Origin of the sequence: Streptomyces sp. NPDC127098, assembly GCF_042722465.1 — a bacterium.
Classification (GTDB): domain Bacteria; phylum Actinomycetota; class Actinomycetes; order Streptomycetales; family Streptomycetaceae; genus Streptomyces; species Streptomyces millisiae.
This window is the reverse complement of sequence record NZ_JBHXFJ010000013.1, coordinates 1-11,841: the sequence shown is the minus strand read 5'-3', so window position 1 is coordinate 11,841 and position 11,841 is coordinate 1. Positions and strand designations below refer to the sequence as shown.

The window sequence follows — 11,841 nt, the reverse complement described above, 5'->3', positions numbered from 1 at the left end:
GCCTTTCCTCAGCCCTGCGCCATGTTATGCGCTTAGATCGAGTGCCCGGCGACGAGGCGGCCCCTGGCGGCGGCGACGGGATCCACCGGGCCGCGTCGGTCCATGGAGACCTCGATGCGTTCACCTTCCTCGCTGGCCCGCTCGCGCGGGCCACGCTCCATCCGGCCGAGGTCCTGTTCGGCCGCGTAGTCGATGAGGTGGTAACGGGTCCCCCGCCGCACGTCCGACTCCTCGTCCCAGTACGCGGGCGCGGTCTCGGCGACGATGGCTTCGGCCCGTTCGCCCTCATGCGCGTGGTAGACCTGCGACCCGCGACGACGAAGGCGACGGCACCGTCAGCTGAACCACGGTGAGCAGCGTGCCCCACAGCGGCCACCACCCGTGCGCCTTGATGAACACCCGCCGAGCACGATCAACGCCACCGGCCAGCACCCCAGCAGCGCGACCGTGCTCACGCCGTCAGCAGGCTCGCCAGGACGGCGCACACCCCGACCACCACGGCGACCGCCACCGGGCGCCGTCCCTCGCGCTCACGTGCCCCGTCCCTTTCCCCTCGCCGCCCGCCCTCGCCCCGTGGGTCCTTGATAGCGCGGCCCGGTCCGGGACCCCTCCCGATCCGGCGAGGCCCCCACGGCTGGCACTGTCCGAAGGCCCCGGACGGCTGGTGACACGACTACTGCACGACGGCTGTGCGGAGGTCCGTCCGGTGCCGCGGCTGAGGTGACAGCGGCCGGCTGCCCGCGGTCACTGCGCGGTGTAGCCGCCGTCGACGGGGAGGGCGATACCGGTGACGTAGCTGGCGCCGGGGCTGCACAGCCACAGGACGGCCTGGGCGATCTCGTCGGCGGTGCCCAGCCGGTCGATGGCCTGGCCGGATTCGGCCTGACCACGGTCGAGTTCCCCGCCCTCGACCATGGCGTCCACCATGGGGGTGCTGATGGTGCCGGGGCAGACGGCGTTGATGCGGACGCCGCGCGCACCGTATTCGAGTGCGGCGCTCCTGGTCAGGCCGATGACGCCGTGCTTGGAGGCGTGGTAGGCGGCACGGCCCGGGTTGCCGACGAGGCCGCCGAGGCTGGAGCAGTTGACGATGGCGCCGCTTCCTTGGGTGCGCATGTGGCGCAGTTCGTGCTTCATGGCCGCCCAGATGCCGCGCAGGTTGATGGCCTGGACGCGGTCGAACTGGTCGGCACCCTCGTCGGCGGCGTCGGTGGGCGGGTGCATGATCCCGGCGTTGTTGTAGGCCATGTCGAGCCGTCCGAAGTCCTCCACCGTGCGATCGACGGCGGCCGTGACCTGGTCTTCGTCGGCGACGTCGCAGACCAGTCCAAGGGCCTGATGGCCCGCGTCGGTGAGCTTCCTCGCCGCCTCGTGCACCGCGGCCTCGTTGATGTCGGCGAGGGCGACGGCGGCACCCGAGGCGGCGAAGGCACGGGCGGCAGCCAGGCCCATGCCGGAGCTCGCGCCGGTGACGAACGCGACCTGGCCGGCGAAGTCGTATGTGGGGTTCATGGGATTCCTCCTGTGGGACGGCGTGCGGGATGGGCGGACTGGCTCAGCGCCGGGGCGTCGACGTCGCCTCGTCGACGTCCCGCGGCACCGGGGCCCGCGCTTCGGCAGCGCCGTGGGCGATGACGCGGGTCGTCCCGCGCCTGGCGGCGACGGCCAGGGCCATGAGGAAGATCAGGACGACGGCGGCTGCCGGAGCCGTGGACAGCGGGATCAGCGCGAGCAGGACCAGCGTGGTCGTGGCGGCGGCCGGGATCGTCGTGGCCATCGGTCGGCGGTCGCTCAACCTGCCGCCGATCGCGGTGCCGCCCAGCGCACCCGCACCGAAGGCGACCAGGACCAGCGGCACGGCATCCGCCGGTATGCCGGGGCCACGCCTCACCGGAGCGCGGTGGTCCGGCGCCACGTCAGGCGGTGGCCGGGGCGGCGGTGTACTCCTCGTCGGTGACGGGGTTCAGCCAGTGCACGAGGGCGTGGTCGTCGTCGCCCTCGTTGATGGCCAGGTGGACCATCAGCCGGTTCGGGGCGGCGCCGTGCCAGTGCTCCTCGTCGGCTTCGAACAGGACGCGGTCGCCGGGCCGGATGACCTCGACGGGTCCGCCGCGGCGCTGGCACAGGCCGATGCCTTCGGTGACGAAGACGGTCTGGCCCAGCGGGTGGCGGTGCCAGTGGGTGCGCGCGCCGGGCATGAAGTGGACGAGGGAGGCGGTGACCCGGGACGGGGCCGGCGCGGCGGCGACGGCGTCGATGTAGACGTCGCCGGTGAACCAGTCGGCGGGTCCCTTGGCGGTGTCGATCGAGCTGCGGGTGATCTGCATGATGTGCTTGCTCCTTGCGCGGGCGGGTCAGGGCTTGAGGAGGGTCTTGATGGCGCGGCGCTCGTCCATGGCCTGGTAGCCCTCGGCGACCTGCTCCAGCGGCAGGGTGAGGTCGAAGACCTTGCCGGGTTCGATGGCACCGGCAAGGACGCGGTCGATGAGGTCGGGCAGGTAGCGGCGCACGGGGGCGGGGCCGCCGCGCAGGCCGACGTGGGAGAAGAACAACTCCTGGCCGTCGACGGCGACCCCGTGCGGGACGCCGACGAAGCCGACGTTGCCGCCCGGACGGGCGGAGTGCAGGGCCTGCCGCATCGCCTCGGAGGTGCCGACGCACTCCAGAACACTGTCGGCGCCGATTCCGCCGGTCAGCTCCTTGATCCGGGCCACGCCCTCGTCACCGCGCTCGGTGACGATGTCGGTGGCGCCGAACTCGACGGCGAGCTTCTGGCGGGGTTCGTGGCGGGACATGGCGATGATCCGCTCCGCGCCCATCTCCTTGGCGGCGATCACGGCACACAGGCCGACCGCGCCGTCGCCGACGACCACGGCGGTGGAGCCGGGCCTCACCTCGGCGGCGTCGGCGGCCCACCACCCGGTGCCCATGACATCGGAGACGGCCAGCAGACCGGGCCAGAACTCCTCGCCCGGCACCCCGTCGGTGGCGACCAGCGTTCCCTGGGCGTTCGGGATGCGCACGTACTCGGCCTGGCAGGTGCTCATGAACTCGCGGTTCAGGCAGTTGGACTGGAAGCCGTTCCTGCAGTTCGGACAGGCGTTGTCCGAGGTGGCGAAGGAGCCGACGACGAACTGGCCCGGCCGGACCGAGGTGACCTCGGAGCCGACCTCCTCCACGAAGCCGACGTACTCGTGGCCCATCGGATGCGGGTCGCCGATCGGCTCCGCACCGCGGTAGGGCCACAGGTCGGAGCCGCACACGCAGGTCACGGCCGTGCGGATGATCGCGTCGGTCGGGTGGAGGAGCTCGGGGCCGTCCAGGGTCTCGAAGCGGATGTCGCCGGGGGCGTGGATCACTGCGCCGCGCATGAGTAGGGGTTCCTTCGCGTGCTGGGGCGGATGGTTCCGGAGGTCCGGGGGTGCACGCCCGTCGTACCGCGGCGGGCGGAAAGCACCACGTCACCCAGGTAACCCGCTCCCAGCGCGCGTAGCGAGACACCATCAAGGGGTGTACTGCCAGTACATCCCTATGGCCGCGGGCGGGACGTACCGTCGAAGACGTGGACAACCAGGCAGAGGTCCGCGAGTTCCTCACCTCGCGGCGCGCGAAGATCACCCCCGAGCGGGCCGGACTGCCCTCCGGCAGCCGCCGACGCGTTCCCGGACTGCGCCGCAGCGAGGTCGCCGCACTGGCCGATGTGAGCGTGGAGTACTACGCCAAGCTGGAGCGCGGCAATCTCGCCGGCGTCTCCCCAGCCGTCCTCGAAGCCGTCGCCCGCGCCCTCCAGCTCGACGACGCCGAACGCGCCCACCTGCTGAACCTGGCCCACGCCGCCGACGGCTCCGACGCCCTCACCCGGCCACGCCGCCGCACCACCCGGGCCTGGACCCCGCACCGGAGCCTGCAGTGGATGCTGGACGCCGTCACCGCCGGACCGGCCTTCGTGCGCAACGGCCGCATGGACCTCCTCGCCACGAACCAACTCGCCCGCGCCTTCTACGACGACGTCTACGCCGCGGCCGACAACCAGGCGAACCTGGCCCGGTTCAACTTCCTCGACCCCGCCTCGCGCCGCTTCTACCCCGACTGGGACGAGGCCGCGGACATCGCCGTCGCCATCCTGCGCACCGAGGCCGGCCGCAACCCGCACGACAAGGACCTGCACGACCTCGTCGGCGAACTGTCCACCCGCAGCGACGCCTTCCGCACCCGCTGGGGCGCCCACAACGTCCGCCACCACGGCACCGGCACCAAACGCTTCCACCACCACGCCGTCGGTGACCTCACCCTCGCCTACGAGGGCCTGGAGATGACCGCCGAACCCGGTCTCACACTCACCATCTACACCGCGGAACCCGGCTCCGCCTCCGAGGAGGGACTGCGCCTGCTCGCCTCCTGGGCCGCCACTCGCGGCGCCGGCTTCCGCGCGGAACAGCGAGCCGACTGACCGTCACCGACCGGGCTGCCCGGGGCTCCCCGCTCTCTGGGTATTGCGGTCGGCCGTTCGCTGTCCCCAGGCGACGCCGGACCATGCCGCCGCGACCGTGTGATGTGCGCGTGACCAGATCCGTGGCGCTGGACATCGGCGAGACCTGGACCCGCGGGCCCGCCGGGCTGACTGGCTCGGAGCCGAGTACCAGGTGCGCGAGGCGTCCAGGCATGGCGAAGTGCGTGGTGCGCGCCCTGGTGGCCGGCAACCAGACGAGACCGAGTACGTCGGCGATCACCCGGCCAACGACCTGCGGCAGACGATCCGGCTGCGCACGCGGCGGACCGCACACGGCATCGCTGATCCGAGCCCTCATGACCTGCCCGATGCCCCGAAGCACACCGCCCCTGAGCGACGGGCTCCTCCCACGTGGCCCCCGCGCAGGGCGGGGGTGGCCCGACGCGTCGGGCGCGCGACAGCCGGGATCGCCATGGCCACCCCTATCCGGTTCGCCCTCGGCGGCACGGGTACTCGGCACGCTCAGCTGCCGGTCCTGCCGGTGCGTGTGCCGGTCTACGAATACGAAGGAGGAAATCCCCCGTGGCCACAGAACTGACTCTGTTCGACAGCGGCGACCTGACTGGAGATACCCAGCAGGTGCCGGTCGGCCCAGGCGAGTCCACGAACGTCCAGACGCCGTTCACCACGTGGGCCGCCACCAACGATTCGCAGTACACCGCGGAGCTGTACACCAATCCCGACTGCTCGGGTGATCCGGCGGCGCGCATCAGCGCGGGGAACACCGAAACCTTCTCGCAGGGCATGAACGTGCAGTCGATCGCATTCACCTCGTGAGCCGGAGTACGGATGGCCGGCTGCGCCGGCATGTGAACTGGTTCAGCTCCCGGGCCGCTGCGTGGCCTCCGCGACGAATGCCGCGCAGGGCGCCGGCGGTGTTGCCCGGGACGACGATGATCCGCTGCGAGGTGGCCGGGGCCTGGTGGGCGGTCGTCACGGTGGGGTAGATCAGGCGGGAGGGGAAGCCGGTGAGGCTGGGGGGCGTCCTCGACTTCCCCATGCCTTCGACGGCGGCGGAAGGAATCGTGGTGAACACCGCTCGTTAACGACATCTCCATGCATAGTGGGGCGCCGTTGTGGCGTAAATAACCCTGGAGTGTTCGGAAACGGGCGGACGATGTTCGGGGGGCGCGCTGTCTTGTCGTTCACGGTGCGGCCGCGAGGGCGGGCAGGTGTGTGCGGCGGAGGATCAGCATCGCTGCGGCGGCCGAGAGGAGCGCGGCCGCGGGGAAGCTGATCCAGAGCCACGGTGTCCCCAGCAGGCTGAGGGCGAGCAGGAGCGGGACATGGACGGCGAGGATCGATCCGACGGAGATCACGAACGAGGGACGCGCCCGTCCGCGTGCCTGGAAGTAGGTGGCCAGCAGGGCCGTCACCCCGGCGAAGGGGTAGCCGAGCGCGATGAGGCGCAGCACCTCGGCGGTCGTCTTCGCCGCGTTCGGGGCGTCGGTGAAGGCGGCGGCGAGCGGGTCGGCCGCCGCGAGCAGGCCGAGGCAGGCGACCGCCCCGTAGAGGGTGGTCGCGCGCAGCGCGAGGACCCGGGTGCGTTCGGCGCGCGCGGTCAGGCCGCGGCCGGCGTTGTAGCCGATGAGTGGTTGCATGCCCTGGGCGATGCCGGTCTGGGGCATGAGGACGAAGGTGGTGACGCGGACGGAGGTGGCGTATGCGCTGAGGGCCGCCGGGTCGCCGAGGGCCGCCAGGCGGTTGTTGGCGAGGAACATGATGAGGGTGTTGCCGAGGCCGGCGAGGAAGGACGGGGCCCCCACGGCGACCAGCTCGCGCAGGGTGGGGCCGTGTGGCCGCAGGTCGGCGAAGGTGATGCGGTAGGGGCGGTCGCGTTGGAGGAAGAAGAACCACAGGCTCATCGCCATGGAGACGGCCTGGCCGCCGACCGTCCCCACGGCGGCGCCGCGCACGCCCCAGCCGAGGCCGAAGATCAGCAGCGGGTCGAGCATGATCTGGCACAGGACCGGGATCATCCACAGCAGGGTGGAGAAGCGCAGGCGCCCCTCGGCCCGCACGAGGCTGGAGAAGCCGGTGGCGGTGATCGCGCCGGCCAGCATGATCAGCGCGTAGTCGTGGGCGTGGCCGCGGACCTCGCCCCTGGCCCCCAGCAGGGTGAGGAGCGGGTCGAGCAGGAGCAGGCCGAGGACGGTGATGGCGATCGCCGTCGTCCAGTAGACGAGAAAGGTGTTGCCGGCGGCCCGCGCGGCCTGGCCCGGGTTCCCGGCGCCGAGGCTGCGCGAGACCATGGACGCGCCTCCGACGCCGACCGTGGTGGAGACCGCCCCGAGGATGAGCAGCACGGGCGCCACGACGTTCACGGCCACCAGCGCGTCGGGGCCGACCCCTCGGGAGACGAACCAGGCGTTGGTCAGGGCGTAGATGCCGTAGGTGGCGACCGACATGGTGGTGTGGGCGCTGGTGCTCCACAGCAGCCGCCCGACCGGTCGGGTGCCGAGCGCCGCCGTGTGGTCGTGCCGCCCGGCGCGCTGGGCGGGGGGTGCCGTGGTGGTCTCTTCGCCCACGCCCATCAGCGGGTCACGGAGTCGCAGCCGAACTGGGGCATCAGCAGGTCGAGTTGTGCGCGGCCGAATTCGTACGTCGTCGCGTCCTGGTGGCCGCGGTACTTCGTCTCGACGATCATGATGACGGCGAGGTAGAGGGAGTACAGCCGCCGGCGGACGCGCTCCGAGGCGGACAGTTCGCCGATCCCGTATCCCCGCATGAAGTCGGTGGGGTCCCCGAACGCCGGCAGGTCGATGCCCGTGAAACCGGCCTCCATCAGCGGATCTCCGTAGAGGGCCCGCTCGTGGTCGAGGATGGCGACGATCCGGCTGTCCCTGATCATGGAGTTCTTGGTCCACAGATCGAGCTCGACGAACCGCGGCTCGGTCACCTCATCGAGTACGTGCGCGTTCTCGGCGAGCACAGCGCGGATCTCGTCGTAGCTCCAGCCGATGTCGACGTTGGCCCGCGCACCGTCCAGGAGGGTGTCCTCGATCATCCGGCTGAACGCCGCCCGCCAGGTTGCCGAGCCCGGCCCGGCCAGCGGTCCGAAGTGCGGCCCGACGATCGAGTTCAGCTCCCGGTTGAGCGCGCCCAGCTGCCGTCCGCCGGCGACGACGACCTCGTCCGGGAGACGCCCCTGCGAGGTGGCGATACCGAAGTTGACCGCGTCGACGTACTCCATGAAGAAGTAGTCCGCGTCGACCAGCTCCCTGGAGATATCGGCGTAGTCGACCCGGGGTATCGGCACCTTGGTGTGCGCGCGGACCAGCGACATCGCGGCAAGCTCGTTGCGCATCATGTCGCGCTCGCGGGTCAGTACGGCGACGTCGGCGGGCGGCGCGATCTTCAGCACCGCCTGCTGTCCGTCGCGAAGCCGGATCCGATAGGCCACGTTGAACCAGCCGTGCGTGATCTCCTCGGCGAAGTCCTCGCGCTCAGGCACCTGGGCGCTTCCGTAGGCTCGCTCGATCATCGTCCGCAGAGTCTGGGGCGACTGCCGGTTCTTGGTGATGCTCTCGGTCACGGCTTCCACAGACGTTCCTTCGGCGGCGGGGCTCCACGGATCAGCCCGGCCACCACCTGGCGTCTCTCCCCACGGGTGGCCGGACGCGTCATACCGTAGTGCGGGACGGCACTCCACGACTATGAGAGCGTTCCCGTGCCGGGTGGTCGGGTCAGCGCGTCCCGCAGCGGCACGTGCAGGTCCTGCCGTGGCAGCCGCGGATCGGCCGGACACGCTCGCAGGATGTCCACCGCGAGCCGCCCGGGTCCGTCGTCGGTTGCCAGGCCGTGGTCAGAGCGGCTAGGAGATCCGCCCACCTTCGATGCCGTCGAAGCCGGTGAGCGCCACGTCCCTGGGCACGTCGACTCCCTCGGCGTTGAACACATCCAGGAGGCCGAGGGCCGTCTCGTCGTTCGCGCACACCAGCGCCCCGGGCAACGGGACGCGGCCGCTCCGGTAGTCGGCCACGAGCCGCTGGGCCAGCACTCGCCCCGTCGCCCGGGTGAAGTCGCCGCGCAACGCCGGCTTGTGGATGGTTTGGCGCGGCGCTACCCGGCGCCCGCTCCACGGTCCGAGGTGCCGTCAGAACGGTCTGAGCTGCCTGTACAGCTGTCCGAACCGACGCCGACGCCGACGCCGGCGCCGACGCCGGTGTCGGCGTCGGTGTCGGTGTCCGCGTCTACCGCACCTGCTCCCGGGCCGGAGAACGCCCCACAGGCCGCCGAAGCCCTGGTGGCGTGGGTGACGGATCGGGACAGGTCGGGGCGGCCGGTCACCGGCCCCGCTGCGCCGTGTGTGTTGTGTGGCCAGCCCACCCCGTACCGCGCTGGCGGTCGGCCGCAGCACTGGGACGGGGTGTGTACCCCGGGCGCCACGCTCACCGCCGCGACGGCGGCGGTGTCCAACTCACCGATCCCGGCGGCCGGTCCGGCCTCGAGTACCACGTCGGTCGGGAACGACGACCAGGAGCTGCCGGCCGTGCCGGCCGCCGTTGGCCGGCAGCATACCCAGAGCCCGGGACGGCCGAAGGAGCGGCAGGACACCTCCGGCCTGATCGCGCGGAACGTCGCGCAGGCGCTGGAGGACAACGGCGGCGACATGGACGCTGCCCTCGCGGCGCTTATCAAGCGGGCCATCCCGGATGGAATGGCGCTGCTGAACTCCACCCGCGTCGGATCGACTTACGACTTCACGAACTACGTGGACACCGACGCGATTCCGATCCTGAAGAAGCCCTCCCGTGACGGCGCCGACCTGATCTGGGAGGGCCGCCCGAAGTGGCGTAACCGCGCCGTTGAATCCGGCCCCGCCCAGACCGTGACCGCGTTGGACGTGAACGGCGCCTACTTGTCGGCGTTGAAGACGCATCTGCCGATCGGCGCGCCGCGGCACTCCAGTGATGGCACCTACGACCGGAAGCGTTCCGGGGTGTACCTGATCGACCCTCCGGCCTGGGCGCATGAGGACCTCCCGAATCCGTTGGGGAACCGGGAGGAGCCGAGGCCGCTGTGGGTGACTGACCCCACGCTGCGGCTGCTGATCCGCCTGTCGGGCCCGAAGTACGGGCTGTGCGCGCCGCCGGTGATCCGGGAGTCGTGGACGTCCGGGTCGTCGGAGGCGTTGCTGGAGCGGTTCCGTCGGGAGATGGCCGCGGCCCGCGACGCGGCGATCGAGGAGGGCGACCGCGTCACCCTCGAATACGTGAAGGCGATGTACGCCAAGTTCGTCTCCACCATCGGCGAGAGCAGCGCGAATCGGGAGATGCGGCGGCCGGACTGGATGCACATCATCCGCTCCCAGGCGTTCGCGAACCTCTGGCTCAAGGCGTGGAAGGCGCACCAGGCCGGCCTCACGATTGTCCGCATGCTGGGCACGGACGAGCTCCACGTCATCGGCGACTGGCGGCAGGTTTTCACTGAGGGGCGGAAGCTCACCGACATGAAGCTCAAGACCGAGTACACGATCGGGACCGGGGGCGATAGCTGATGGCCGGCCGCTGGGCCAACTTCGGCTTCTACGGCGCCCGAGGCGTCCCCGGCTGGGTCGCCCTCGGCCGGGAAATGGACCGCAACGTCACCGGCATCAAATCCCCCGTCGAATCGACACGAGGCCTCTCCGCCCGGCTGCGCTACCTCACCCGCTCACCAGCCGGCATGGAGGCGATGCGCCGCGCCGGCATCACCGCCCCGCAGCGCAGGATCGACGCCTGGATCGCGAAGACGGTGCGCCCCAACAAGGCGAACCTCCAGCGGATCGACTCGGCGTACTGGGACCTGCGCCGCCGGAACCTCGGCGTCGAATGGCAACGGCGCCTGGCCGACCGCGGCACCCGGATCGAGATCCACCCCGTCGACCAACGCGACGTCACACCCGGCCGCGAGCGGAACATCCCGGTGCGGCGGTTGACGGTGCGGGGGCACCGGATCTGGGACGACATCATCCAGGCCTGGATCGACGAGGACGGCCAGATGCTCGACATCGTCTGGGACGAAATCATCACCGACATCGGCTCCGACTACGACTCCTACTCCTACGTCTCCAGCGTCGGCTTCGGCATCTGACTCTGGCTGTAGGTTCTCTGCTTCTGTGTCATTTTCTCCGTTGTCGTGTCATGACGATGGCACTTCTGACACCTACTGGAGAAGCACAGTTCAGGGGCGTCACCCGATCGTGGTGGGCTGCCGAAGCCGCACTCGGCGGCATGGCCCCGACAGCCCCGGCAAGATGGCCGGGGCCGCCACCGACCCGGACTTCCTTCAGGAGAAGGCCCCGCGGCGCATCTGGCCCGGCATCATGGCCTGGTGACCACGTGGGTGCGCTGCCACTGGGACGAGGAAGACATCTGGTTCTACTTCGAGGTCGACGCCGAAGGCTGGGTCACCCGGCAGGTCGAACTCCAGGGGCCAGAACTGACACCGATCGCGGCCGCCTCCCTCGACGAATGGCGGCAGGCCCACGACGCCGGCCGCCTCGATGAGTACGACAGCAGGTTCGGGATCACCGCCGAACTGCCCGTCTCGGAATGGGCAGACCACGACCCCGAACAACTCACCTTCGAGGCGTTCGAGGAAGTCTGGGGGCTGCCCGTGGCCAGATTGCATCCCGGCCCGGCTGACCGCTCGGCCGTGTGGAGACTTGTTGGCATCATCGCGGCATGACCCCGACCCTTCCCCGCACCGTCCGAGCCGTCGATACCGCTCAGCTCCTGGACCTGGCCCAAGAGGCCGCCATACATGGCTTCAGTCAGCGGCTCCCGGTCGACTGGCTCCGAGAGCACCTTGCCGTGGAGGCGACGCACTACCTGTTCCCGACGCTCGTGCAGCGGCTCGCGCACCGCCCCGAGATGCCGCTGCAGTGGAGGTGCCAGCAACTGCTGACCGTCAACACGGGCGAACAGATCTGGGGTCTGCTCGACGTCCTTCCTGACACCTTCGACAAGATCCCGGAGACCCTGGACACGGCCTTCCAAAAAGGTCATCGTCAGCCGCATCGAGCGAGCAGTCACCGTGCGCGAGTGGATGGAACGGATGGGCGCCGAAGCAGGTTCGTGACGCCCCTGGGCAGCGGTGCAGCCTGCCGGACAGTCTGAGGAAATGACATCGATCTGAGACAGCCGCCAGCCGACATGCTATGAGACTGGGAGACGAACATCCAGGTCACAGCGTCGGCGCATGACAGCGAAAGCGAGAACCTGCACTCGCGCCTTCACCTCGCCGGCCGGCCCCCCCCCCGGGGCGGGCCGCGCCGTCGGCCGGGGGGGTGGGGCCCCCGGGGGGGGGGGGGTGGCGCCCCCCCGTGGCTTATAAACAAAAGAAGC

12 protein-coding genes and 2 pseudogenes are annotated in these 11,841 nt (G+C 70.7%); 6 read left to right on the top strand and 8 right to left on the bottom strand.

Annotation, left to right across the window (positions count from 1 at the left end):
* Positions 1–32 precede the first annotated feature (32 nt).
* From ACFWI8_RS11095 to ACFWI8_RS11075, 5 genes are all read right to left on the bottom strand, one after another.
* Positions 33–221: a hypothetical protein gene (locus ACFWI8_RS11095; protein ID WP_387088549.1), complete on the bottom strand. Its 189-nt coding sequence runs from the start codon at positions 219–221 to the stop codon at positions 33–35.
* Positions 222–744: 523 nt separating this feature from the next.
* The gene (locus ACFWI8_RS11090; RefSeq protein ID WP_387088546.1) at positions 745–1,512 is read right to left on the bottom strand and encodes an SDR family NAD(P)-dependent oxidoreductase; all 768 of its coding nucleotides are present in this window, start codon (positions 1,510–1,512) and stop codon (positions 745–747) included.
* A gap of 43 nt (positions 1,513–1,555) precedes the next feature.
* A complete protein-coding gene (locus tag ACFWI8_RS11085) occupies positions 1,556–1,891 on the bottom strand; it encodes a hypothetical protein (RefSeq protein ID WP_387088543.1) in 336 nt (111 codons plus the stop codon).
* Positions 1,892–1,916: 25 nt separating this feature from the next.
* Complete coding sequence (locus ACFWI8_RS11080) at positions 1,917–2,327, bottom strand: cupin domain-containing protein (RefSeq protein WP_387088540.1); 411 nt, start codon at positions 2,325–2,327, stop codon at positions 1,917–1,919.
* Positions 2,328–2,354: 27 nt separating this feature from the next.
* A complete protein-coding gene (locus ACFWI8_RS11075) occupies positions 2,355–3,371 on the bottom strand; it encodes a zinc-dependent alcohol dehydrogenase family protein (RefSeq protein ID WP_387088538.1) in 1,017 nt (338 codons plus the stop codon).
* A gap of 191 nt (positions 3,372–3,562) precedes the next feature.
* On the opposite strand from ACFWI8_RS11075, the gene ACFWI8_RS11070 reads away from it, so the two are divergent.
* Positions 3,563–4,450 carry a helix-turn-helix transcriptional regulator gene (locus tag ACFWI8_RS11070; RefSeq protein ID WP_387088535.1) on the top strand — a complete coding sequence of 296 codons (888 nt, stop codon included), beginning with the start codon at positions 3,563–3,565 and terminating at the stop codon, positions 4,448–4,450.
* 582 nt (positions 4,451–5,032) lie between these two features.
* Positions 5,033–5,287 carry a hypothetical protein gene (locus ACFWI8_RS11065; protein ID WP_387088532.1) on the top strand — a complete coding sequence of 85 codons (255 nt, stop codon included), beginning with the start codon at positions 5,033–5,035 and terminating at the stop codon, positions 5,285–5,287.
* A 368-nt stretch (positions 5,288–5,655) separates the two neighbouring features.
* Here the strand turns inward: ACFWI8_RS11065 and ACFWI8_RS11060 are convergent, their stop codons facing one another.
* The 3 genes from ACFWI8_RS11060 to ACFWI8_RS11050 form a co-directional block, all read right to left on the bottom strand.
* The gene (locus ACFWI8_RS11060) at positions 5,656–7,038 is read right to left on the bottom strand and encodes an MATE family efflux transporter (protein ID WP_387088529.1); all 1,383 of its coding nucleotides are present in this window, start codon (positions 7,036–7,038) and stop codon (positions 5,656–5,658) included.
* Between the two features lie 5 nt (positions 7,039–7,043).
* The gene (locus tag ACFWI8_RS11055) at positions 7,044–7,994 is read right to left on the bottom strand and encodes a phosphotransferase family protein (protein ID WP_387088526.1); all 951 of its coding nucleotides are present in this window, start codon (positions 7,992–7,994) and stop codon (positions 7,044–7,046) included.
* 330 nt (positions 7,995–8,324) lie between these two features.
* Complete coding sequence (locus ACFWI8_RS11050; RefSeq protein ID WP_387088523.1) at positions 8,325–8,543, bottom strand: substrate-binding domain-containing protein; 219 nt, start codon at positions 8,541–8,543, stop codon at positions 8,325–8,327.
* A gap of 459 nt (positions 8,544–9,002) precedes the next feature.
* On the opposite strand from ACFWI8_RS11050, the gene ACFWI8_RS11045 reads away from it, so the two are divergent.
* From ACFWI8_RS11045 to ACFWI8_RS11030, 4 genes and pseudogenes are all read left to right on the top strand, one after another.
* On the top strand, positions 9,003–10,010 hold the full coding sequence (locus ACFWI8_RS11045; RefSeq protein WP_387088520.1) for a hypothetical protein: 1,008 nt from the start codon (positions 9,003–9,005) through the stop codon (positions 10,008–10,010).
* Entirely contained in the window at positions 10,010–10,585 is a 576-nt protein-coding gene (locus tag ACFWI8_RS11040) for a transcriptional regulator (protein ID WP_387088517.1), read from the top strand. Before ACFWI8_RS11045 ends, ACFWI8_RS11040 begins: the two co-directional genes overlap by 1 nt.
* A gap of 240 nt (positions 10,586–10,825) precedes the next feature.
* A pseudogene (locus ACFWI8_RS11035) lies at positions 10,826–11,139 on the top strand (hypothetical protein).
* 39 nt (positions 11,140–11,178) lie between these two features.
* Positions 11,179–11,575: pseudogene (locus tag ACFWI8_RS11030) on the top strand (hypothetical protein).
* Positions 11,576–11,841: the final 266 nt, after the last annotated feature.

Bases quoted from the DNA above. Each gene is read 5' to 3' on its own strand.
- ACFWI8_RS11055 (WP_387088526.1), bottom strand. From the start codon at position 7,994: ATGATCGAGCGAGCCTACGGAAGCGCCCAGGTGCCTGAGCGCGAGGAC.
- ACFWI8_RS11075 (WP_387088538.1), bottom strand. From the start codon at position 3,371: ATGCGCGGCGCAGTGATCCACGCCCCCGGCGACATCCGCTTCGAGACC.
- ACFWI8_RS11090 (WP_387088546.1), bottom strand. From the start codon at position 1,512: ATGAACCCCACATACGACTTCGCCGGCCAGGTCGCGTTCGTCACCGGC.
- ACFWI8_RS11040 (WP_387088517.1), top strand. From the start codon at position 10,010: ATGGCCGGCCGCTGGGCCAACTTCGGCTTCTACGGCGCCCGAGGCGTC.
- ACFWI8_RS11080 (WP_387088540.1), bottom strand. From the start codon at position 2,327: ATGCAGATCACCCGCAGCTCGATCGACACCGCCAAGGGACCCGCCGAC.